The sequence below is a fragment of the Sphingomonas sp. Leaf22 genome (assembly GCF_001421715.1).
GTDB lineage: Bacteria > Pseudomonadota > Alphaproteobacteria > Sphingomonadales > Sphingomonadaceae > Sphingomonas.
On record NZ_LMKP01000015.1, the window covers coordinates 30,171 to 53,610 of the forward strand.

The following is a 23,440-nucleotide window of genomic DNA, read 5'->3' on the forward strand; positions in this document are numbered from 1 at the left end:
TACGTCTTACGATAGAGGGGAGAGGCAGGGTGGTCACGCTGTTCGGCGAGACGATGTCGCGGCGGACGCTGGCGACCCGGACCGGGGCATTGTCGCAGTTCGCCGGCGTGCGGCTGTCGACGCTGGGCGACGGGGTGGAGCGTGGTATCCGCCAGCTCGAATTCCGCACCGGCACCGGGCTGCGCTTCACGGTGTTGATCGACCGGGCGATGGATATTGCCGAATGCGAGCATGCCGGGCGCGCGGTCGGATGGCATTCGCCCTCTGGCTTCCGGCACCCCGGACTGCACGATTATGAGGGCGAAGGCGGGCTGGGCTGGTTCCGGTCGATGTCGGGGCTGAACATCACCTGCGGCCTCGACCACACGCTGTTCATGCACGACGATCCGGCCGGGCACTATCATTACGGCCCGCGCGCCAAGGTGGCGTCGTCGCTCCACGGCCGCATCGGCACGATCCCCGCGCGCCTGACCGGCTATGGCGAGCATTGGGACGGCGACTACTGCGTATTGTGGGCCGAAGGTGTGGTGCAGCAATCGACGGTGTTCGGCGAGGACCTCCACCTGATCCGCCGGATCGAAGCCGATGTCGGCGGGGACGAGATCCGGCTGCACGACCGCGTGGTCAACCACGGTTTCTACCGCACGCCGCATATGTATTGCTACCATATCAACGTCGGCCATCCAGTGCTGGCACCGGGCGCACGCTATGTCGCGCCCATCCGCGACGTCGTCTGGGCGGCGCATGTCGACAGCTATCAGGCGCAGGGCGTCGGCTATCGCACCGCCCCCGCGCCGATCGCCAATTTCCACGAACAGGTGTGGCAGCACGACATGGCCGCCGATCCCCACGGCCGGGTCAACGTCGCGTTGGTCAACGAAGCGATCGGCTTCGGCTTCGAGGTGGAGACGCTGAAGACCCAGTTTCCGGCGATGTACCAGTGGCAGAACTTCCACGCCGGCCATTACGCGCTGGGCATCGAACCATCGACCAACCACGTAATGGGCAAGGACTTCGCGCGTAATCGCGGCGAGCTGATCGAACTGGAGCATGGGCAAGAACGCCGGTACGACACCGTGCTTCGCCTGCTGCCCGATGCGGCGGCGGTGGCGGATGCCGTCGCCCGCATCGAAGCGGTCGCCCACCAGCCGCAGGCGGACTATCCGCAACCCAGCGGCATCTTCCCGCCGATCCGGGGCCGGTCATGATCGGTCGCAGGATCCTCTATACCGGCGCGGCGGGCGGACTGGGGCTTGACACCACGCTGCTGCTGATGCGGCGCGGGGCGACCGTGATCGCTCTCGACAATGACCCGGCGAAGGTCGCGAAGCTGCGGGATGCGGCAAGCGCCCTCGATACCGGGCGGCTGGTGGTATCTACCGTCGACCTGTCCGATCTCACCGGCTTGCGCGCCGAGCTCGACCGGTTGATCGTCGAGTTGGGCGGTATCGACGTGGTGGTCAACAACGCCGCCATCTATCCGTCGAAACCGTTCGAGGACTATTCGATTGAGGAGCATCAGTTCGTCCAGCGGGTGAACGTCGATGCCGGGATCGTCGCGGTGCAGGCCGCATTGCCGGGGATGCGCGCGCGTGGCTTCGGTCGGATCGTCAACATCGCCAGCATCACCATTTCCGGCGGGTGGGCGCATCTTTCGCCCTATGTCGCGTCAAAGGGCGCGCTGATCGGGCTGACGCGGGCATGGGCGCGCGAGTTCGGCCCGTATGGCGTGACCGTCAACGCGATCGCGCCGGGAGCCTTCCCGACCGATGCCGAGGCGATCCACCCCGATCCGGAAGGGTACAACCGCATGGTGCTGGACGCGCAGGCGATCAAGCGGCGCGGGACCGCCGCCGACATCGCCGCGGCCATCGCCTTTTTCGCCGCCGACGAGGCGAGTTTCATCACCGGCCAGACGCTGCACGTCAACGGCGGCTGGGTCATGGCCTGAAGGACCGACCATATGACTATCCTGAAGGGCATCCGCGTCCTCGACTGTTCGATCGCGATGGCCGGGCCGTTCGCGGCGCAGCGGCTGGGCGATCTGGGCGCCGATGTGGTGAAGGTCGAACCGACCTCGGGCGAATGGCAGCGCCATGCCTCGGCCGGCGGGGCAACCGGCAACCTCATCAACGTGTCGTTCCTGTCGCTCAACCGCAACAAGCGATCGTTCGCGGTCGACCTGAAGGCGGCGGAGGGTAAGGCGCTGCTGCTGGAGATGGTGAAGACTGCCGACGTGTTCCTCCAGAACTATCGCCCCGGCGTCGCCGAACGGCTGGGCGTGGACTATGCGACGCTGTCGGCGATCAACCCGCGGCTGATCTATGTCTCGATGTCGGGCTATGGCGAGGACGGGCCGTATCGCAGCTATCCAGGGCAGGACCTGTTGTTGCAGGGAATGTCGGGCGCGATGCTGTCGGCCGGGGCGGACGGCGAGCCGCCCACGCCCGCCGGACAATATCTGGTCGATGCCGTCACCGCCTATTCGGCGTTCGAGGGCGCGCTGGCCGCGCTGTTCCACCGCGAACGCACCGGCGATGGCCAGTTGGTGCAGATCAATATGCTCGACGCGATCACTACCATCCAGATGCAGGAACTGTCGGTTTTCACCATCGGCAACAAGCCGCAGACCCGCTCGGCCGAAGCGCATGCCCACAGCTATATCCGCGCACCGTACGGCGTGTTCGCGACCAGCGACGGCTATGTGACGCTGGCGATGGCACCGCTGAAAAAACTGGGCGAATTGCTCGGCGATCCGTTCTTCGCCGAACTGGACGACGAATGCGATAGCTGGACGCACCGCGACGCGATCTTCGCGCGGGTGAAGGCGGCGCTGCCGTCGGCGACCAGTGCGCAATGGCTCGAACGGTTTCGTGCGGTCGATATCTGGGCGGGGCCGGTCTATGGCTATGCCGATCTGGTCGACGATCCGCAGATCCGCCACAACGGCACCTTCGTCGAATATGACCATCCGACCGAAGGCCGGGTCAAGACACCGGGCTTCCCGATCCGCTTTTCGAAAACACCCTCCGCCATCGCGCGCGGCGCACCGCTGGTGGGCGAGCACAGCCGCGAGGTGCTGGGCGAGTTGGGGCTGGATCGGGAGGCGATCGACCGGCTGATCGAATCCGGCGTCGTGCGGCAGCACGCATGAGCTTTCGTGGCCTGACCTGGGACCATCCGCGCGGTTACAATGCACTGGCGGCGGCGGGCGGCACGCTCGTCGTGTGGGACCGGCATCCGCTGGAGGGGTTCGAGTCGCGGCCGATCGCCGAGCAATGCGCGCTGTACGATCTGGTGGTGCTCGACCATCCGCACGTCGGCGAGGCGGTGGCGACGGATTGCCTGATCCCGCTGGAAAAGCTGTTCGCCGCCGATGAACTGGCCACATGGGCGATGGCGGCGATCGGGCCGTCGCTGGCGAGCTATCTTTATGCGGACCAGCACTGGGCGCTACCGCTCGATGCCGCGACGCAGGTGATGGCGATCCGTCGCGACTGGAACGACGCGGCGCCGACGACCTGGGCGGACGTAGTGGCGCTGGCCGAGCGGGTTCCGATCGCCCTGTCGCTGGCCGGGCCGCATGCCGCGCTGACCTTCCAGTCGATCTGCGGCGCGCTGGCCGCCGTGCCGACGCGGCCGGGCGATCGGTTCGTCGACCGCCCGCTCGCCCGCGAGGCATGGGCTCTTATGGCGCGGCTGACCGGCGATGCGACGCGCGCCGCGGCAGCTATGAACCCGATCGCGCTGCTGGAAGCGATGGCGGCCGGCACCGGTCCGGTGCTGTGTCCGCTGATCTATGGCTATGTAAACTATGCCGCCAACGGACAGGTCCGCTATGCCGATGCACCCAGCGGCAACCGCATCGGATCGGCGCTGGGCGGCACCGGCATTGCGGTGTCGCGCCGTGCGAAGGTGACGCCCGAGCTGCTCGACCATCTGCGCTGGCTGTTGTCCGACGAAGCGCAACGTGGCTTCATTCCGGCGCATGACGGGCAGCCGTCGTTCCGGTCGGCATGGACCAATCCGGCGGTCGATGCCGCCGCCGGCGGATTCTATGGCGCGACCCGCGCGACGATCGAGGCGGCGCTGATCCGTCCGCGCCACGACCATGCCATCGCGTTCCAGACGGCGGCATCGGCGGCGATCCGCGACGGGTTGCTGCGCGGACTGCCGGCGGACGTGGTGCTCGACGCCGTCGACGCGGCCTATTCCCAGCATCACCTGCCCGGAGCGGAAACATGATCGACGAGCTGCGCTTCACCATCGCCGATCGCATCGCGACGATCGTGATCGACCGGCCGCACAAGCTGAACGCAATGACCCCGGCGATGGCCGATGCGCTGGTCGCGGCGGTCGGCGAGTGCAACCGGTCGGACGCGGTGCGCGCGGTGGTGGTGACGGGAGCAGGAGAAAAGGCGTTCAGCGCGGGATCGGACATCACCACGCTGGACGGCTATGCGACGCCATGGGATTTCCGCAATCGCGCCGATTACTGCGATGCGCTACGCGCGTGCCGCAAGCCGGTGATCGCGGCGGTGAACGGCTATGCGCTGGGCGGCGGGCTGGAAACCGCGATGGCGTGCGACATCCGCATCGCATCGACCAACGCCCGCTTCGCCGCGCCCGAGATCAAGCTCGGCTGGATCGGCGGCGGCGGCATGGCGGCCGGGCTGGCCTATGCCGCCGGGCCGTCGAACGCGGCGATGCTGCTGCTGACCGGCGACATGATCGATGCCGATCGCGCCCTGGCATGGGGGTTGGTGAGCGAGGTCGTCGCTCCCGAGCGTCTAACGGCGCGAGCGCACGAGATGGCCGCCGTCATCGCGTCGCGCGCGCCGATCGCCGCCGAAACCGCCAAGCTGAACCTGCGGGCGGGCTTCACCATGCCGTGGGACAAGGCGATCGAGTACGAGCGTGACCTGCAGGCGATCTGCTTCGCGACCGACGACGCGCGCGAGGGCCGGGCGGCGTTCGCCGAACGGCGCGCACCTGATTTCCGGAGGCGCTGAGCCATGCCCGCCACCCGCCCCCGCATCTTGCTGACGCGCCGCTGGCCGGCACCGGTCGAGGACCGGCTGGCCGAACGCTACGACGTCACCCGCAACGCGTCAGACGTTCCGCTCGACGCGCCGGCGCTAGCCGCGGCGATGCGGGATCACGATGCGGTGTGTCCCACGGTCACCGACCGGCTGCCCGCCGCCATCCTCACAACGGACGGCCGGCGGGCGGGCATCGTCGCCAACTATGGCGCGGGGTTCGACCATATCGATCTGGACGCGGCGAGGCGTGCCGGGGTGGTCGTCACCAACACGCCCGACGTGCTGACCGATGCCACCGCCGATATCGCGATGCTGCTGATCCTGATGGCCAGCCGCCGCGCGTCGGAGGGCGAACGCGAGCTGCGCGCCGGTCGATGGACCGGCTGGCGTCCGACGCACCTGCTGGGCCATGGCCTGTCGGGCAAGACGCTCGGCCTGATCGGCTATGGCCGGATCGCCCGCGCGACGGCGGCGCGCGCGCGGGCGTTCGGGATGACGGTGGTGTACCACAGCCGCCACCGGGCCGGGGACATGCCCGACGATACCTATCGCGCGACCCCGGCGGCGCTGGCGACGGATGCCGATGTCGTGTCGCTGCATGCGCCGGGCGGCGACGCGACGCGGCACATGGTCGATGCCGCGTTCCTCGCGACGATGCGGCCGCACGGCGTGCTGGTGAACACCGCGCGGGGCACGCTGGTCGACGAGGCCGCGCTGGCGCGGGCGTTGCGCGACGGCACGATCGCGGCGGCGGGACTGGACGTCTATGCCGCCGAACCGGTGGTGTCGCAGGCGTTGCTCGACGCGCCCAACGTCGTGCTGCTGCCGCATCTCGGCAGCGCCACGCACGAAACGCGGGTCGCGATGGGCATGCGCGTCGCCGACAATCTTGACGCCTTCTTCGACGGACGCGCCCCCGATGACCGGATCACCTGAACGTTTGGCGGCACGGGTGCGCGACTGGCGCGGGCGGGGCCCGCTGATCCTCGGCCTGTGCGGTGCGCAGGGTTCGGGCAAGTCGACGCTGGCCGCCGCGCTAGCCGATCGGCTGTCGGCAGAGGGCTGGCGCGTCGCCATCCTGTCGCTCGACGACCTGTATCTGGGCGGGGCGGCACGCGATGCCTTGGCCCGCACCGTCCATCCGCTGCTGCGCACGCGCGGCGTGCCGCTGACGCACGACGTCGCGCACGGCATCGCGGTGATCGATGCGATCCGCACGGGCGATAGCGTGGCGCTGCCCCGGTTCGACAAGGCGCGCGACGAACCGGAACCGGCGGCATGCTGGCTGATCGCGCCGGCGAACCTCGACCTGCTGATCTTCGAGGGGTGGTGCGTCGGCGCACGGCCGCAGGGATCCGCCGCCCTCGCCGAACCGGTCAACACGCTCGAGCGCGACGAGGACCCGCGGGGTCGCTGGCGCCGCGCGGTCGATGCGGCGCTGGCGGGGGACTATGCCGCGTTGTTCGCGCGGATCGACCGGCTGGTGCTGCTCGCCGCGCCAGGGTTCGAGGTCGTGGCGGACTGGCGCGCCGAACAGGAGGACACGCTACGCCGCCGGCTGATCGCGCAGGGACGCCCGACCGACGGGCTGATGGATCGCGTGGCGATCGGGCGGTTCGTCGCGCATTACGAACGACTCACGCGCTGGATCCTGCACGAGATGCCGGCGCGGGCCGACCTTGTCCTGCCACTCGATCGGCGGCGTGGCCTATTGGGATAAAAAACAGCCGCCGGGCCGGTCGGGCACGCGGCGGCCGAAGGGAAACCGGGGGGAACCGGTTGCGTCGGAACGATCATCGCCGCACGCCGGCACGCGCGATCACCGCCTGCGCCTCGACCGGCCAGTCGCTGTCGGGCACTAGGATGTTGTCGCGCGCGACGTTGCCGATCTCGCTCAGCCAGCGGCCGCCGGTCGTGCTGGAATTATGCCAGTTGCCGGTCGCGAGATTGTCGGTCGAGATGCGCCGCCGGAACATCTTGCCGGCGGTATTGATGTTCAGCCATTTGCCGCGCGTCTCTACGACGTTGCCGGTCACGGTGAAATGCTTGCTGCCTTCGTCGAGGTAGATCGCGATCTTGCCGTCGATGTCGAAGATGTGGTTGCCGCGCACGATCGCGTTCGGGTTGGCCGACAGATTGTAGATCGCGCCGCCGTCCATGAACCATGTCTTCACGCCATGGATGCGGTTGTTCTCGACCAGCGTGTCGCGCAGCGTCGTCGGCGTCGCATAGCGGACGTTGTGGACATAGCCCTTCTGGTTCTCGTCGTAGTTCGGGTTGCCGCCGACGTCATTATAGCCCCAGCCCCACCCGACCGCGATGCCGTCGTATGGTGCGTCGCTGACGTCGTTGTGGGCGATGCGCGCGCCGCTGACATAGGTCGTCAGGATCGCGGCATTGTCCTTATAATCTTGGCTGACCGAGGCGACGACATTGTCCTCGATCACCAGATCGCGGTTGATGAGCGCGGGATCGCCGGGATGATGCGCGTCGACCCGCACCCCGCCCGCCATGACCGCGCTGCCCGATACGACCGCGAAATGGTTGCGCGCCACCCGGATACGCGCGGTGGCGAGGCCGATGCCGCTTAGGTTCGCGGTGGCGTCGTTGCCGATGCCCAGCGCGACCTGTCCGATCTGGGTAAAGCGATTGCCCTCGAAACTCACGTCGCGCGCGGCGGCGACCTGGACGGCGGCGGGCATCTGGTGCCATTTCTGGCGCATCGATTCGAATTCGACGCAGCCCCAGCCGCAGCTCTGCCACGCATCCTTCGGCCGGATCGGCGATACGTCGGACAGGAACGCCCCGCTCTGCTGATTGGCATAGCCGTTGGGACGCGACGGCCCCATCCAGCTCGTGTACGAAAAGCGCAGACCTTTGAACGCCAGCCGCTCGACCGGCGCGGCGGGCGTGCCGGCGATCGACACCAGCGCTTCGAGCCGGGGCAGCACCACGTTCAGCCGCGTAATATCGTCGTCCTGCGCGATCCGCAGGTAAAGCTTGCCCTCCTGCGGATCTAGGAACCATTGATAGGGTTTGGCATGCCAGTCGTTGGCCTTGCCGATGAACTCGAGCGCGTTGACGAGGAACAGGCGTGAATCCGCCGGAAAGATCGGCTGGGTGATCGTGTCGTAGCCCCAGCTATTATTGTCCCACGCCGGCTGGTGCATCGTCACGCGGCGGCCGGCGATCGACTGCACCGGCGAATAGCGGTCGGTGAAGAAGCCGGTCGCTTCCACCTCCATCCGGTCGGGGCGCTTCACCATGGCGACATAGGCCAGATCGGGGCTGACGATATCGAAGCCGGTCGCCGAGAACGCCACGTCGCGGGCCTTGATCTCGACCCACGGCCGTTCGGCGAGCTGGTCGTTGACCCATAGCTGGCGCGCGTCCAGCCCCTTGGGCACGTCGGCGACCCAGATGTGGCGATCGGCATCGTGCAGGCGAAAGCCGCGCACCGCCATGCCGCCCGACAGCACGGGCCGCGTGCCATCCGCCGCGCGCCATTCGACCCGGTGCCCCGCCCGCCCGCCATCGGCGGCAGCGAAGCGCAGCGGCCGGTCGAGCGCATAGGTCCCGTCGGCCAGCACGACCGTCACGTCGCCACCGGCGCTGGCCGCCCGGACCAGCGCCTGCGCGCGTTCGAGCGACCGCACCGGGCGGGTCGCGCTGCCGGTCGCGCGGTCGTTGCCGTCGGGCGCGACATGGATCACTGCCTGCGCCAGCGCGCTGCCGCTCGCCAGCAATCCCGCCAGGGCCAGCGTGACGCACGCCGTCGCACGGCAGCGCGGTCGGGGGGCACCAGCGTTCATTGTTCCTGCTCCTCGGCGCGGTTTCCTCCCGCTTCTATATACATATGATGTCTTATGTTTAAGGGGGTTGCAAGACTGTGTTTTACGCGGAGAAGTTTGGTGATTCCAATGCCCGTTGCCGTTGACCGCCGGTTCGTGCTGTCCGCCGCCTGTGCGACGCTGGTCGCCGCCGGCCTTGCCGATCGGGCGCAGGCGGTGGCCGCCGGCGTGTTCGAGGATATCCGCCGCTACGGCGCGCGCGGCAACGGCACCACGATCGACAGCCCGGCGATCAATCGCGCGATCGCGGCGGCAGCACGGCGCGGCGGCGGGACCGTCGTGGTGCCCCCCGGGCGGTATCTGTGCTTCACGCTGCGGCTGCGCGACAATATTGCGCTTGTGCTGTCGGCGGGCGCGACGATCGTCGCCGCCGATCCTGCCGTACATGGCGCGCACTACGACCCGCCCGAAAACTATCTGGAGGAACAGTTTCAGGATTTCGGCATCACCCATGTCCACAACAGCCTGATCCGGGGCGACGGGCTGACGAACATCGCGATTCTCGGCCCCGGCCGGATCCACGGACCGGGGCTGGACCGGGAAGGCCCCGGCGACCGCTGGCACGGCCGCGCCGGGTTCCGCTCGGCCGCCGCGCTCGGCGTGTTGCCGCGCGACCTGGCGCTGCGCGACCCGGCGGAACGCCTGGCGGTGGGTCGCGCGAACAAGGCGATCGGCCTGATGCGTTGCCACGGCGTCCGCCTCGACGGGTTCACCATCCTTCAGGGCGGGCATTTTGCGGTCATCGCCCATGGCTGCGCCGGCATGCAGATTACCGGGTTGGTGATCGATACCGACCGCGACGGCATCGACATCGATGCCTGCCGCGACGTCCGCATCCTGAACTGCACGGTCAACGCGCCCAAGGACGACGCGATCGTCCTGAAGAGCAGCTATGCGCTGGGCCGCGCGGTGCCGTGCGAGGATATTCTCGTCTCGGGCTGCAAGACCAGCGGCTATGCGATGGGGTCGCTGCTCGACGGCAGCTATCGCCGCTCGGACTATCGCTCGCCCGATGGCCTTGGCGTGCTGGGGCGGATCAAGCTGGGCACCGAGAGCAACGGCGGTTTTCGCGGCGTGCGGATCAGCGACTGCCTTTGCACCAACAGTCGCGGCATCCTGATGGGCATCGTCGATGGCGGCACGCTGGAGGATGTGACAATATCGGGCACCGTGCTGCGCGATCCGGTCAACCACCCGTTGTTCGTCCATCACGCGGCAAGGATGCGCGCGCCGCGCGGCACCCCGGTCGGCCGCGTCCGCCGCATCCGGTTCGAGGATATCACGATATCGGGCGCGAACCCGCGCTTCGCCTGCGGCGTGGAGGGGATCGCCGATGCCCCGGTCGAGGACGTGACGTTTCGCGGACTGGACATCACGACGCGCGGCGGCGGCACCGTGGAGGACGCCCGACGAACCCCGCCCTATCGTCGCGAAACCAGCCTGGAGGTGAGCTACCTCGGCACGTTGCCCGCCGCCGGCCTCTATGCCCGCCATGCCCGGCGCCTGACGATCCGCGACATCACGCTGCGCACCGAACGGCCCGACGAGCGGCCGGTGATCGCGTTGCGGGACGTGGTCGGCGCCAACCTCGACGGCATCGCCTCGCCGATGCGACGCGATGCCGTGGTAGGTGCGCTCGACAGCCGGAACGTCGCGCTGGGCGACACGGTGACGCTCGACGATCGATCCTGAGTACCCCCCTGCCCCGGCACCCGCCGGGACAGGGCATGCGGATCAGAAGCGGACCCGCACGCCGGCCGAGACGCGGCGGCCGGTCTGGCGATATTCCTTGGTGCGGTTCTCGCTCACAGAATAGATGAACTCCTTCGCGCTGTTCAGGTTGATCGCATCGGCGAACACCGTGAAGTGCGATCCGAGGTCGTAGGACAGACTGACGTCGAGCTGGCCATAGGCGTCGAAATATTCCGGCTCGCCGTTACGGCCCGAGGCGACCTGCAGGAAATTGTCGCGATAGGTATAGGCCGCGCGCGCCGACAGGCCGTATTTCTCGTAGAAGCCGACGAGGCTGTACGAATATTTGGACAGCCCCTCCAACCCGAACGACACGTTGGCGACGGTGTTGGTATAGTTCGCGTCGGACTCGGTATAGTTCAAGCTGGTCTGGACGCCGAACCCGTCGAACGGTGCCGGCAGCCAGTTGTCGAACGACTGGCGATAGCCAACCTCGAACCCCTTGACCTTGGCACCGTTGCCGTTCCCCGGCACCGTCACCTGGAACGATACCTGGTCGACCACCTGCGCCGTCGTCACCAACGTCACGAAGGATTCGATATCCTTGTAGAACACGGCGGCGTTCAGCAGCGAATTAGGGGCAAAATACCATTCCACGCCCAGTTCGGCCTGCTTGGCACGGAACGGTTGCAGGTCGGGGTTGCCGCGACGGATCGTCTCGTTGCCCGGGTTCGTCTGGATCGTCTGGCGCGGCGACAGGTCGGACAGGGTCGGGCGGGTGATGACCTTGGACGCCGCGAAGCGCAGCAGCAGCCGTTCGGTGAGCGACAGGCGGACGTTGATCGACGGCAACCAGTCGTCGTACTTGCCACGGAAGCCGACCGGGACGACCGGTGACACGGTGATGATGTTCTGCCCCGCGCCGTTGGGCCGCGCGCTCAGCACGGTGCGCGACGCACCGGACGAGGTATAGTCGGTATTTTCGTAGCGCAACCCGACGTTGATCGCGAGCGGCATGTCGCCGATCCGGGTGTCGAGCGCCCCCATGACATAGCCGATCTTCACCTTCTCATCGACCACCGACGACGCGGCGGGGGAGAATACCGCCGGGTTGAACGTCTTGCCGTCCTGCGCCGCGAACTGGTCGATCGTCTGCACCAGCTCACGCGGGTTGTAGATCAGCCAGTCGCGGATGATGTCGCCGCCTTCGCCCTTGAAGAAATTGCGGTTCGTCGGCTGGAACAGCGATTGCGGTAACACGCGGTTGGAGTCGCAATAGGCGCATTGTTCGGCGAACGAGGTTTCGTCGGCGGTGATCGTCTTGATCCGGCTCTGCGCCAGTGCGCCGACCGACAGGGTGAACGGCCCGTTGCCCGGCTTCCAGTCGACGTCGGCGCGATATTCCTCGATCTCGTCGTCGATGTCGGACCCGCCGCCCCAGATATAGTAATGCGCGGTGATCCCCTGCGGATTGGTCGCAGCATTGGCGTAGGTCGGGCTGCTGAACGCATATTGATAGATCGGGCTGCCGCCGCGCCGGTCGAACGACAGGTTGACGTTCTTGCGCCGGATGGTGGTGAACAGGTTGTTCTCCTTGCCCCGGCGGCGCGCATCGGACAGGGACCCGTCGAGCCGGACGCGCAAGGCGTCGGTCGGCTTCCAGTCGACGTTGATGCCGAACTGGTCGGTGGTTACGTCGCGGTCGTCATACTGGATGATCTGGTCGACGAAGCCGCCGGTATAGCGCTGGAACACCGCCTCGCCGCCTTCGACCACCTGTTCGGCAAGGATGCCGCCGGCGAAGTCGTAGGCGAGGCCGGTCTGTTGTTCGACGAAGCGCGCCTTGGAATACAGGCCGTCGATCGTGACGGTGAACTTGTCGCTCGGCCGCATCTGAACCGAGGCGTTGACGCCCCAGCGGGTCAGTTCGCGTTCGAAGAAGAACGGCGACAGGTTCGAGGGCATCGAGATGCCGGTGAATGGTGCCACGCCCGCGCCGATCCGGCCGCTGCGCACCCCGTTCAGGTTATAATAGGAGTCGGTGCTGGAGCGGCGGACATGGCCCGCGCCGATCGTGAATTCGTCGATCCGGTTTTCCTGTTTGGAATAGACGCCGGCCAGCGCCACGCCGAAGGTGCCGGCATCGTTCTTCCAACTGCCGACCGCCGATACTTCGGGATTATAGGTGTCAGCCAGTTCGGAATACATGCCGCCGGCCGATCCGGCGAACTTGACGCCGCGCTTGCCGTCCAGCGGGCGCAGCGTGCGCACGTCGACCGTCGCGCCGATCGACGCGCCGTTGATGTTGGCCTGCGGCGATTTGTAGACGTCGGCGCCGGAGATGATTTCGGACGGCAGCACGTCGAACGAGAATTCGCGGCCGTTGTTGTCGGTGGCGAGCGTGCGGCCGTTGACGGTGACGGCGTTGAACTTCGGCCCAAAGCCGCGGACGGTGACGAACCGCCCCTCGCCGCGATTGCGCTCGATCGTGACGCCGCTGACGCGCTGGAGCGATTCGGCGACGTTGTTGTCGGGCAGCTTGCCCAGATCCTCGGCAACGATCGAATCGACCACGCCCACCGAATTGCGCTTGATGTCGATGGCGGCACGTTCGGCGGCGCGAATGCCGGTGACGACAATGTCCTCGGGCTGGCTGGTCTCGCCCTCGCCGGCGGGGCTGGCGACCGGCACCGGATCGACGGTCTGCGCGGCAGCGGCGCTGCCCAGAACGAGCGCGCTGAGCGCTGGAGCCGCCAACAGGCAGGTACGCAAACGACGGGCCGATAACGCCATGATAACCCTCTCCCTTTTTATCTTTGCCCGCTTTGACCACGAAATACCATCAGTGTCAAATGATGATAATACGTATTACCTTTAGCGAACCGACCTGATGGGAAGGATGCACAACGCCGATCCGAACACGAACAAGATCGCGGCGACGAAGATGGTGCGATAGTCGCCGCCGGTCAGCCCGAGCAGTGTCGCGGCCATCACCGGGCTGATGATCTGCGGAATGTTGACGGCGGTGGTCAGCACGCCGAGATCGCGCCCCTCGTCGCCCAGCGCGCTTTGCGGCAGCACCTGCGTCATCAGCGCGATGTCGATCGACATGAACATGCCGTAGCCGACCCCGATGACGGCGGCGTAGATCCACATGCCCGTCATCGACGGCAGCGCCAGCGGGGCGACCATCGCGCATCCCATGATGAGGCTGCCGAGGATCACGAACGGCTTGCGCCGCTGCATCCGGTCCGACAGCCATCCCGACAGCAGCGACGACGCGACCAGACAGACCAGGGTGACGATCGCCATGTTGGCGATCGCGACGTTCGATTCGCCGTCGCCCAGCCGGATATAGTCGCGCAGGATATACAGCAGATAGGCCGCGACCGCCTGATACCCCATGTAGATCGTGAAGCGGCTAAGGAACGCCCACGCGAAGTCGGGGTGTTTGACGGGGCTGATCCAGAAGCCGCGCACGAATTCGCCCCACCGGATCGGACGATGCGGCGCGCGCGCGCTCGACGGTTCGCGGTTGAGCAGAACGAACGCTAGCCCGGATACCGCGACGGCGGCGGCGAACAGGCCGTACGCCAGCACCGCCTGCCCTGCGAGATAGCCCGCGACGACGGTGCCGGCGGTCAGTCCTGCGGTCATGCCCGCGCCGACGATGCCCGACACGTTGCCGCGCACTTCGGAGGCGAAGCGGTCGGCGATCAGCGTCGTCATCGCCGGCTGCATCGAATTATAGGCGACGGCGGCCATCACCCACAGCACGATCAGCGACCAGAAGCTGGTCATCAGCGACACGCCGAACAGCGCGAGCGATCCGAACAGCGATCCGATCGCGATCCATGGCGCGCGCCGCCCCCAGCGACTGCGCGTCCGGTCGGACAGCGCGCCCGCGATCGGCGTCGCCAGTGTCGAGAAGATCGAGGTGATGGCGAATAGCAGCGCGAGGTTGTTCGCCTTGTTCCCCACGTCCAGTTCCGCGATCTGGTTGGGCAGCAGGACGCCGAGGACGCCACTGTACAACGCCATCAACAGGAAGAAATTGACCATCAGTGAAAGCTGCAACCGCCGCCGCGCGCTGCCGGCGACATAGGGCGACGGGGCCGATGTAGGATTCGGCAGGGTCAACGGACCACCTCCGTATCGGGAACCAGCCGCAACCCGGCCTCGCGCGGGCGGCGGTGCGGGCCGCCGTTGGTGTTCCAGCTCCCGTCGGCCCGGTCGCGCGCGATCCGCGCCTCGTCCACGACGATGCCCAGCCCCGGCCGGTCGCCCAACACGATGCCGCCGTCGGCAATGTCCTGATCGATATCGAGGCCGGCGGGCCATTGCAGGTCCTGAACCTCGATCCCGATCATGTTCGGCACCGCCGCCGCCGCATGCGCGATGGGATTGCCGTCATAGCCGACCGGCGACACCGGCAGGTCGCGGACATGCGCGGCGATGGCGACGCGCTGGAAATGGGTGATGCCCCACACGCTGCCCGCCTGCACCACATCGACCGCGCGGGCATCGAGCAGCGGCGCGAACTGTTCCAGCCCAGTCAGATTCTCGCCGGTCGCCACCGCGCAGCGCGCAGCGCGCGACACCGCCGCCAGCCCGTGCGTGTCCCAGCGGCGGACCGGTTCCTCTATCCACGTCAGGTCGATGCCGGCCGCCTCGATCTCGGCCAGATGGCGGACCGCCTGCTTGCAGTTCCAGCTCTCGTTGACGTCGAGCATCAGCGCGGGCGCGACGCTGTTGCCGGCCATGATCGTGCGGACCTGCTTCAGCCGGCGGATATCGCGCGCGAGGTCGCGACCGCCCTTGATTTTGGCGGCGCTGAACCCGCGCTCGGCGAAGCGCGCGTACAGCGCGGCGAAGCCGTCGTCGTCCAGCCCGTAGCACAGTCCCGAGGCATAGCCGCGCACGAACCGGTCGGCGGCACCCAGCGTGCGCCACAGCGGTTCGTCCGCCATCTTCGCCTTCAGGTCCCACAACGCCATGTCGATCGCGGCGACCGCGCCATAGGTCAGCCCGGCATGGCCGCTCTTGAACACGTGCGAGAGCATGCTGTCGTACAGTGCGGGCGCGGCGCGCGGGTCCTGCCCCTCCACCGCGCCGAACACGCGGGCGATATCGGCATGCTGGCCCAGCCCCACGCCCTCCAGCCCGGCATCGGTTTCGAGAATCAGGATCGGCACGTCAGTGACGCCGGATGCGATCACGCCGTTCACGTCGCCGACCGGGCGTCCCCAATCATGCGAAGTGACAAGGCTGCGATAGCCGGTTACTTTCATCCAAGCCCTCCCCCAAGCCGACAGACCGACCTGTGGCAGACAAACATATTACGTATTATCTTTCAGCTTGGCAAGGCGTTGACGAAGCCGTGCCGACCGGGCCACCTGTGCGACCATGTCCATCCCATTGTGCAACGAGACGCGACACCCATGACCGATATCCTGCCTGCGGAATCGCTTCGTATCCGCCGTCGCCCCCGCCTTGCCGAAGCGGTGGTCGAGGATCTGGTGAAGGCGATCGTGACCGAAACCTATCCGGCTGGCACCGCGCTGCCGCCCGAGGGGATGCTGGGCGAGATGTACGGGGTCAGCCGCACGGTGATCCGCGAGGCGACGATGGCGCTGACCGAAAAGGGGCTGGTGGTATCGCAGCAGGGCCGTGGCACGATCGTGCGCGATTCCGGCGCATGGGGCATGCTCGACCCGATGATCCTCGGCGCGCTGTTCCAGCGGGAGGACGGGCTGGCCTATCTCGACAACCTGTCGGAGATACGCTCGCTGCTCGAAGGGGCGATGGCCGCGAAGGCCGCCGAACGCCGCACGCCCGAGGCGGTCGAGGAACTGACCGGACAGATGGCGAAGCTGGAACGGCTGATCCCGCACCCGGCCGCCTATGTGCATGAGGATGTGGCGTTCCATGACATCGTGATGCGGATTTCGGGCGACAAGCTGAGCAAGGCGGTGATCGACGGCGTGCAGGCCGAGGCGCTGCGCAATCATGGCTATAGCGGCAAGCTGAACGTCGAGCATGTCCGCGAAACCCATGCCGCGCACGAAGCGATCTACGAAGCGATCGTGCGCGGCGATCCCGAGGGGGCCTCGCGGGCGATGCGCGACCATATCGAAACGTCGTGGGCACGCCGCCGCGCTGCCCGCAAGCCGCGCCGCTGACCGTCACGATGCGCATCTTCGATTCGCATGTCCATTTCTGGCAAATTGGTGGTCCGGGACAGTCCTGGCCCGATGCCGAATGGCCTGCGCTGTACCGCGATTTCCTGCCCCCCGACCTGCAAGCAGAAACAAGCGGGCTGAACCTGACCGGTTGCGTGCTGGTCCAGTCGCAGCCCGACGACCGCGATACCGACTGGATGCTGACCCTCGACGACCCATCGATCCGGGGCATCGTGGGTTGGGTCGAGCTGTCGGCGGCGGATGCGCCGGAGCGTATCGCCACCCTCGCCCGCGACCCCCGGCTGCGCGGATTGCGCCCGATGTTACAGGGGATCGCCGATTCCGAATGGATGCTGCGCGCGGACCTTTCCCCGGCGATCGAGGCGATGATCGCCCACGACCTGCGCTTCGACGCGCTGGTCGAACCACGGCACCTGCCCCTCCTCCACCGCTTCGCGACGCGCTGGCCTGCGCTGTCGATTGTCATCGACCATGGCGCGAAACCGCACGCGGCGCGGGGCGAACTCGATCCGTGGCGCGCCGACATCGCCGCGCTGGCGCTGCTGCCAAACCTGTGGTGCAAGCTGTCGGGGCTGCGCACCGAACAGGCGGTAGGGCAGACCTCTGCCTCGCTACGCCCCTATGTCGCGCATCTCGTGGCGTGTTTCGGCGACCGGTTGATGTGGGGTAGCGACTGGCCGGTACTGCGCCATGCTGGCGACAGCTATGCCGACTGGATCGCGGCGACGATCGATCTGATCGGCGCAACCACGTCCGATGGGGTCGCGCGGCTGTTCGAAGGTGCCGCCCGCGAGTTTTACGCCATTGACGTATGACGTATGATGTTATTTAGCCGACGGAACGTCTGTTGGAGCGCGTCATGGTCGATTTCGGTACGATGGGGCCTTTGGGGTTCGGCGCGGCATCGATCGGCAACCTGTATCGTTCGGTCCCCGATCGCGACGCCGCCGCGACGCTGCGCACCGCATGGGATGCCGGGCTGTGCTACATCGACACGGCGCCGCATTACGGCTTCGGCCTGAGCGAGAAGCGCGTCGGCCACGCGCTGGCCGAACTCGATCCGGGCGGGGAGGCGATCGTTTCGACCAAGGTCGGGCGACGGCTAGATCGCGTCGCGCCGGGGACCGATTTGTCGGTAGTGCGGCAGGCGTTCGTGACGCCCGAACCGTTCGAGAGCGTGTTCGATTACAGCTATGACGCGGTGATGCGATCCTATGACGCCAGTCGGATACGGCTGCGGCGCGACCGGATCGATATCCTCTATGTCCATGATCTGGGCGCGATGGCGCATGGCAGTGATCATCCCCGCCGCTTCGCAGAATTCATGGAAGGCGGATATCGCGCGCTGCGCGAACTGCGCGACGGCGGCGCAGTGGACGCGATCGGTCTGGGCGTCAACGAGACACGGGTGTGCGAGGAGGTGCTGGCGGTCGGCGAGATTGACGTCGTACTGCTCGCCGGGCGCTACACGCTGCTCGAACAGGATGCGCTCGAAACCTTCCTGCCGCTGTGCGAGGCGCGCGACGTCAGGATCGTGCTGGGTGGTCCTTATAATTCCGGCATTCTCGCCAAGGGCGTGCGCCATGGCGGCGAGGTGCAGTATGACTACCAGCCGGCCCCGCCCGCGATCGTCGCGCGGGTCGGCGCGATCGAGGATCTGTGCGTGGCGCATGGCGTGCCGCTGGCCGCCGCCGCGCTGCAACTGCCGCTGGCGCACCGCCAGGTCGTGTCGGTCATCCCCGGCATGGCCAGCCCGCACCAGGTGACACAAGCGACCGCGCTGATCGACACCGCGATCCCCCAGGCGCTGTGGCGCGACCTAAAGGACCATGGCCTGATCCGGGCCGACACCCCCGTTCCTCTATAACGAAAGACCACCTCCAATGCGCCTTGCAGGCAAGACCGCCGTCATCACCGCCGCCGCCCAAGGCATCGGCCGCGCCGCCGCCGAATTGTTCGTCGCCGAAGGCGCGCGGGTGATCGCCGCCGACATCAACGCCGAAGCGCTCGCCACGCTGACGGGATGCGAGACGGTGGCGCTCGACCTGCGCGACGCGGCGGCGATCGCCGCGTTCGGCGAGCGGGTGGGCGCAATCGACATCCTGTTCAACTGCGCCGGGTTCGTCCATGCCGGCACGATCCTCACGACCGACGAGGCGGATTTCGACTTCTCGTTCGATCTGAACATCCGCTCAGCCTATCGCATGATTCGGGCCTTCCTGCCGGCGATGATCGCGCAGGGGCACGGGTCGATCGTCAACATGGCGTCAGTGGCGGGATCGATCATCGCCGTGCCCAACCGCTTCGCCTATGGCGCGTCGAAGGCGGCGGTCATCGGCCTCACCAAATCGGTCGCGCAGGATTTCGTCGGACAGGGCATCCGCTGCAACGCGATCTGCCCCGGCACGGTGCAGTCGCCCTCGCTCGACGAGCGGCTGGCCGCCACCGGCGACGCCGACAAGGCCCGCGACGAATTCGTCGCGCGGCAACCAATGGGCCGCATCGGCGCCGCGCGCGAGATCGCTGAGCTGGCGCTGTATCTCGCCAGCGACGCATCGTCCTACACCACCGGCACCGCGCAGGTGATCGACGGCGGCTGGACCAACGCATGACGACGCGCATCTGCCTCGCGCTCGACCTTGTCGACGATGCCGCGCTGATCGCCGAATATGAACACTGGCACCGGGTCGGCAACACCGACCCGGCAGTGACCCGGTCGATCCGCGATGCCGGAATCGCCGACATGCAGATCTGGCGCGCGGGCAACCGGTTGTTCATGGTGATCGAGGCGGAAGAACACTACGACCCGGCGGCAAAGGCCGCCGCAGATGCCGCCAATCCGGCGGTCGTCGCCTGGGTCGCCAAGATGCTGCGCTTCCAGCAACCGATCCCGGCCGCCGGCCCCGATGGCTCCTGGTATCCGATGGACCGCATCTTCACGCTCGGTGACCACCCGGCGGCTTGATGGGGAGGGGCCCGCCCCCTCCCCCGGTCCTTACTGCGCAACGACGTCGATCGCCGAGACAATCGCCTCACCCACCACACCGTCGAACGACAGCGACAATCGCCCGTCGATTGACGTGGCGGGCAGCGTCACCGTCGTCGCGCGCAGCCCGCCGCGGGCGCGGGCCACCACGTCGATCCGTTGCGCCGCGCCATTCCCGTCCCGGACCGTGAACACCCGCTTGCCCGGTGCCGTCTCGGTCGGGTCGAACAGGTGCAACGTCACGCGGTAGCGCCCATCGGGCAGCGGCAGCGCGTAGCGAAACGCCTTGCCCGCGCGCCAACTGGCGTACAACCGGGGGTCGGCCGCGCCGGCGACGACCTTCGGTGCTTTGCGAGTCTGGTCGGCGGCATAGAGTTCGCGCTGATAGGGGTTGAGCGTATGGCCCAGCCCGCCATCGAAGAAATCGTCCGATCCGTAGCGGGTGCCATCGGCCAGCGTCACGCCCTCCAGCGTGCCGGTTCGGACGTGGATCGCGCGCTCCGGCCCGCCGTAGCGCAGGGTCATGGCGTCGCGCTGTGCGCCTGCGGTCACGACCACCATGTTCTCGCCCGACGACAGCCGCACGTCGGGCCACCCGCACACGCCGTCGCTGCACGTCGCGCTGCCGATCGACCGGCCGTTGACGGTCAGGTCGGCGCGCGCGGCGTTGGAATAGGCGCGGATATCGACCACCGGATAGGCGCGGTCGACATAGCGCCGCCCCGCCAGATACAGCACCGGCGTCTTGCTCCATGCCGCCTTGTAGAACCAAAAGGCGTCCTTCTTCACCGCCCGGTCGAACGTCACCAGCCCCTTGGTATTGATGTCGGTGCTGTCGCCTTCCTCGCGCAGGTCGCTGGTGGCGTCGAACATCTGCCAGACCCAGGTGCCCCACAGGAAATCGAGCGGTTTCAGCTCCTTCCACGACAGTTCGTGGACGGCCGCCTGCACTTCCTCGGCCTGCGGGCGGTAGATGCTCTCGATCTTGCCGCCATCGACATTGTCGGTGTGCTGTGTGATCGCGCCGCCCGCGCCATATTCACCGACACCGACCGGCAGCGCCGGATTTTCGCGGTGATAACCGCGCATCACCGCGCCCAGCCGCGTCGCATCTGCCACCCGGCCCGATACGTACCAGCCGTAATAGAGGTTGTAGGCCACCGTATCGGCGGTGCCGGCGGTGCGATCGCGCCCGTCGTCCGTCTCGCCCGGCAGCACCTCGCAACAGGCGGCGATGGTGGTCGGCCGCGACGGGTCCTCGCGCTTGGCCACCGCGTCCAGCGCGCGCATCAACGGTCGCGCATTCGACGGGGTCAGGCCCTTCGACGCCCAGTTCGTAATCTCGTTGCCGATCGACCAGACCCCGACCGAGGGGTGGTTGTAGTTCTGGCGGATCAGCTCGACCATCTGCGCCTCGGCATTGGCCTTCATCGCGGGGGGCGTATCGGCCATGCCGGGGATCGAGGCGAGGTTCACCAGCCCCAGTTCGGCCCACAGCACCATGCCGTTGCGATCCGCCAGTTCGTAGAACGGCGCGGCATGGTTGTAATGCGCCAGCCGCACCGAATTGGCCCCCAGCTCCTCGATCAGCGCCATGTCCTGCGCATGGTCGGCTGCGCTCAATGCCCAGCCCTTCTCCTGCCGGTCCTGATGCCGGTTGACGCCGCGCATCCGCAGCGGCGTACCGTTCAGGAGGAACCCCCGGTTCGGATCGACCGCGACGGTGCGCAGCCCGAGCGGCTGTTCCACCCGGTCGAGCACGCCGCGCCCGACGAGTTCGACGATCATGCGATAGAGATAGGGGTCGGCCATGCCGTTCCAGCGGCGTGGCCGTGCGATGGTCAGTGTCGCGCGCTCCTCGCTGTCCGCGCCACGCGCCAGCCCTACCCTGCGTTCGTCGCGCGCCACCGTCCGCCCGGCGGCATCGACGATACGGGTCCGCAGCGTCATCGCGCCCGACGCGCCATCGTTGCGCAACCGGGTCCGCACCGCCACCCGCGCCACGCCATCGTCCAGCGCCACGACGCTGCCATAGACGCCCGGCCCACCGTGATCGAGCAGGTCGACATGCGCCCGATCGGTCACGATCATCGATACCGGGCGATACAGCCCGCCGTACATGAAGAAGTCGCCTGAAATAGGGACGACGAACTCGGTCGTGCTGCCCCGCTCCGGCTTCGCATTGTCGACCTTCACCGCCAGGACGTTCTCGCCCGGCAGCAGCGCGTCGGTGGCATCGAGGCGGAAGCGGCTGAACGCGCCCTCGTGCCGCCCCAGCTTGCGGCCGTTCAGCCAGACGTCGGCGATGATGCTGGCGGCATCGAACTGGAGATAGACGCGCTTGCCCGCCGCTGCGGCCGGGGGCGTGAAGCGCAGGCGATACCAGCCGATTCCGCGCGTGGTGTTCGCATCGGCGCGGCGGGTGACGGCATAGTTGCCGACGCGGTTCCACGTATGCGGCACCGCCACCCGCTCCCAACCCGCATCGTCATGATCGCGCGCGGTCGCATCGCCCGGCACGTCGCCCAGGTGGAACCGCCACCCCTCACTCAGCACCGTTTCGGTCCGGGCGGACGCTGCGGTGGGCAGCCCCGCCATCAGCAGCACCAGCATCGCGACTACCAACCACCGCCCCGGCATCCTCATCTCCAGCCTTCACCGCCATTTGACGTATGACGTATTATGACTTAATCGTCTAAAGCTACCGGGATGGCAAGTAAACGGCGCATGGCCGCCACATCGCAAAAAAGGGGAACGTCCACATGAAGCTGTGTCGCTACGGCAGCCCGAATGCCGAAAAGCCCGGTGTCGTCGATGCCGACGGCCAGATCCGCGACCTGTCGGGCGTCGTCGCCGACCTTGCCGGCGACGTGCTGTCCCCCGCCTCGCTGGCACGGCTTGCCGCGATCGATCCGGCCACGCTGCCGCTGGCGACCGGCGATCTGCGCTATGGCGCTCCGGTCGCGGGCACCCGCAAGTTCGTGGCGATCGGGCTGAACTATGCCGATCATGCTGCCGAATCGAACCTGCCCATTCCCGACGAACCCGTCGTGTTCAGCAAGTGGGTGAATTGCATCCAGGGGCCGAACGACCCGGTCGTCATCCCCAAGGATTCGCGCAAGACCGACTGGGAAGTCGAACTGGGCGTCGTGATCGGCAGCCACGCCAGCCATGTGTCCGAGGCCAACGCGCTGGCCCATGTCGCGGGATATTGCGTCGTCAACGACGTGTCCGAACGGCACTGGCAGGCCGAACGCGGGCCGACGTGGGACAAGGGCAAGGGCTTCCCAACGTTCGGCCCGGTCGGCCCGTGGCTGGTGACGCCCGACGAAGCGGGCGATCCGCAGAGCCTGTCGATGTGGCTGTCGGTCAATGGCCGGTCGATGCAGGACGGGTCGAGCGCGACGATGATCTTCACCGTGTCGCAGATCATCGCCTATCTGTCGCAGTTCATGACGCTGGAACCCGGCGACATCATTACCACCGGCACGCCGCCGGGCGTTGGCTTGGGCCAGAAGCCCGAGCCCTGGTATCTGAAGCCGGGCGACGTCGTGACGCTCGGCATCGAACGGCTGGGTGGGCAGCGGCAGGATTTCGTCGCATGGCAGGCCCCCGCCCCCCGGCTTCCCTGACGCTCCCGTCGATCCCGATCGGAGACGCTGCCAT

Annotated in this window: 19 protein-coding genes; 14 read left to right on the top strand and 5 right to left on the bottom strand. The window is 67.4% G+C overall.

All coding sequences use genetic code 11. The annotated features are described in order from the left end of the window. Positions 1–29: 29 nt before the first annotated feature. From ASE70_RS09245 to ASE70_RS09275, 7 genes are read left to right on the top strand one after another with little or no spacing between them, the layout of a single operon-like run. Positions 30–1,208 (top strand): aldose 1-epimerase family protein, encoded by a 1,179-nt coding sequence (locus ASE70_RS09245; RefSeq protein WP_055998288.1) that lies wholly within the window; start codon positions 30–32, stop codon positions 1,206–1,208. Then, a complete protein-coding gene (locus tag ASE70_RS09250) occupies positions 1,205–1,951 on the top strand; it encodes an SDR family NAD(P)-dependent oxidoreductase (protein WP_056503853.1) in 747 nt (248 codons plus the stop codon). The genes ASE70_RS09245 and ASE70_RS09250 overlap by 4 nt, the downstream gene beginning before the upstream one ends. 12 nt (positions 1,952–1,963) lie before the next feature. Further along, positions 1,964–3,154: a CaiB/BaiF CoA transferase family protein gene (locus tag ASE70_RS09255; RefSeq protein ID WP_056503856.1), complete on the top strand. Its 1,191-nt coding sequence runs from the start codon at positions 1,964–1,966 to the stop codon at positions 3,152–3,154. Next, a complete protein-coding gene (locus ASE70_RS09260; RefSeq protein WP_055998295.1) occupies positions 3,151–4,245 on the top strand; it encodes an extracellular solute-binding protein in 1,095 nt (364 codons plus the stop codon). Before ASE70_RS09255 ends, ASE70_RS09260 begins: the two co-directional genes overlap by 4 nt. Continuing rightward, positions 4,242–5,012: an enoyl-CoA hydratase/isomerase family protein gene (locus ASE70_RS09265; protein ID WP_056503858.1), complete on the top strand. Its 771-nt coding sequence runs from the start codon at positions 4,242–4,244 to the stop codon at positions 5,010–5,012. The genes ASE70_RS09260 and ASE70_RS09265 overlap by 4 nt, the downstream gene beginning before the upstream one ends. Before the next feature lie 3 nt (positions 5,013–5,015). Next, positions 5,016–5,978: a 2-hydroxyacid dehydrogenase gene (locus ASE70_RS09270; RefSeq protein WP_056503861.1), complete on the top strand. Its 963-nt coding sequence runs from the start codon at positions 5,016–5,018 to the stop codon at positions 5,976–5,978. Beyond that, complete coding sequence (locus ASE70_RS09275; RefSeq protein WP_056503864.1) at positions 5,962–6,762, top strand: kinase; 801 nt, start codon at positions 5,962–5,964, stop codon at positions 6,760–6,762. The genes ASE70_RS09270 and ASE70_RS09275 overlap by 17 nt, the downstream gene beginning before the upstream one ends. Positions 6,763–6,835: 73 nt before the next feature. On the opposite strand, the gene ASE70_RS09280 is transcribed toward ASE70_RS09275, so the two are convergent. After that, positions 6,836–8,854 carry a right-handed parallel beta-helix repeat-containing protein gene (locus ASE70_RS09280; protein ID WP_056503870.1) on the bottom strand — a complete coding sequence of 673 codons (2,019 nt, stop codon included), beginning with the start codon at positions 8,852–8,854 and terminating at the stop codon, positions 6,836–6,838. Positions 8,855–8,962: 108 nt separating this feature from the next. Here ASE70_RS09280 and ASE70_RS09285 point away from each other — a divergent pair, with 108 nt between their 5' ends. Continuing rightward, entirely contained in the window at positions 8,963–10,585 is a 1,623-nt protein-coding gene (locus tag ASE70_RS09285) for a rhamnogalacturonidase (protein WP_162235955.1), read from the top strand. Positions 10,586–10,627: 42 nt separating this feature from the next. Here the strand turns inward: ASE70_RS09285 and ASE70_RS09290 are convergent, their stop codons facing one another. From ASE70_RS09290 to ASE70_RS09300, 3 genes are all read right to left on the bottom strand, one after another. Continuing rightward, entirely contained in the window at positions 10,628–13,378 is a 2,751-nt protein-coding gene (locus ASE70_RS09290; RefSeq protein ID WP_056503877.1) for a TonB-dependent receptor, read from the bottom strand. Between the two features lie 81 nt (positions 13,379–13,459). After that, positions 13,460–14,725: an MFS transporter gene (locus ASE70_RS09295; protein WP_235519727.1), complete on the bottom strand. Its 1,266-nt coding sequence runs from the start codon at positions 14,723–14,725 to the stop codon at positions 13,460–13,462. After that, positions 14,722–15,876: a mandelate racemase/muconate lactonizing enzyme family protein gene (locus ASE70_RS09300; protein ID WP_055998315.1), complete on the bottom strand. Its 1,155-nt coding sequence runs from the start codon at positions 15,874–15,876 to the stop codon at positions 14,722–14,724. The genes ASE70_RS09295 and ASE70_RS09300 overlap by 4 nt, the downstream gene beginning before the upstream one ends. Positions 15,877–16,026: 150 nt before the next feature. On the opposite strand from ASE70_RS09300, the gene ASE70_RS09305 reads away from it, so the two are divergent. The 5 genes from ASE70_RS09305 to ASE70_RS09325 are packed head-to-tail and all read left to right on the top strand — an operon-like array spanning position 16,027 to position 19,753. Further along, complete coding sequence (locus ASE70_RS09305; RefSeq protein WP_055998318.1) at positions 16,027–16,767, top strand: FadR/GntR family transcriptional regulator; 741 nt, start codon at positions 16,027–16,029, stop codon at positions 16,765–16,767. Continuing rightward, positions 16,728–17,603 carry an amidohydrolase family protein gene (locus ASE70_RS09310; RefSeq protein WP_235519729.1) on the top strand — a complete coding sequence of 292 codons (876 nt, stop codon included), beginning with the start codon at positions 16,728–16,730 and terminating at the stop codon, positions 17,601–17,603. The genes ASE70_RS09305 and ASE70_RS09310 overlap by 40 nt, the downstream gene beginning before the upstream one ends. Positions 17,604–17,647: 44 nt before the next feature. Next, positions 17,648–18,655 (top strand): aldo/keto reductase, encoded by a 1,008-nt coding sequence (locus ASE70_RS09315; RefSeq protein WP_056503880.1) that lies wholly within the window; start codon positions 17,648–17,650, stop codon positions 18,653–18,655. A gap of 16 nt (positions 18,656–18,671) precedes the next feature. Continuing rightward, positions 18,672–19,400 (top strand): SDR family oxidoreductase, encoded by a 729-nt coding sequence (locus tag ASE70_RS09320; RefSeq protein ID WP_056503882.1) that lies wholly within the window; start codon positions 18,672–18,674, stop codon positions 19,398–19,400. Next, the gene (locus ASE70_RS09325; protein ID WP_055998328.1) at positions 19,397–19,753 is read left to right on the top strand and encodes an L-rhamnose mutarotase; all 357 of its coding nucleotides are present in this window, start codon (positions 19,397–19,399) and stop codon (positions 19,751–19,753) included. Before ASE70_RS09320 ends, ASE70_RS09325 begins: the two co-directional genes overlap by 4 nt. A gap of 30 nt (positions 19,754–19,783) precedes the next feature. Here ASE70_RS09325 and ASE70_RS09330 read toward each other — a convergent pair whose 3' ends face one another. Further along, a complete protein-coding gene (locus tag ASE70_RS09330; RefSeq protein ID WP_162235956.1) occupies positions 19,784–22,414 on the bottom strand; it encodes a glycoside hydrolase family 2 TIM barrel-domain containing protein in 2,631 nt (876 codons plus the stop codon). A 122-nt stretch (positions 22,415–22,536) separates the two neighbouring features. Here ASE70_RS09330 and ASE70_RS09335 point away from each other — a divergent pair, with 122 nt between their 5' ends. Continuing rightward, entirely contained in the window at positions 22,537–23,406 is an 870-nt protein-coding gene (locus tag ASE70_RS09335; protein ID WP_056503888.1) for a fumarylacetoacetate hydrolase family protein, read from the top strand. The last annotated feature ends 34 nt before the right edge of the window (positions 23,407–23,440 follow it).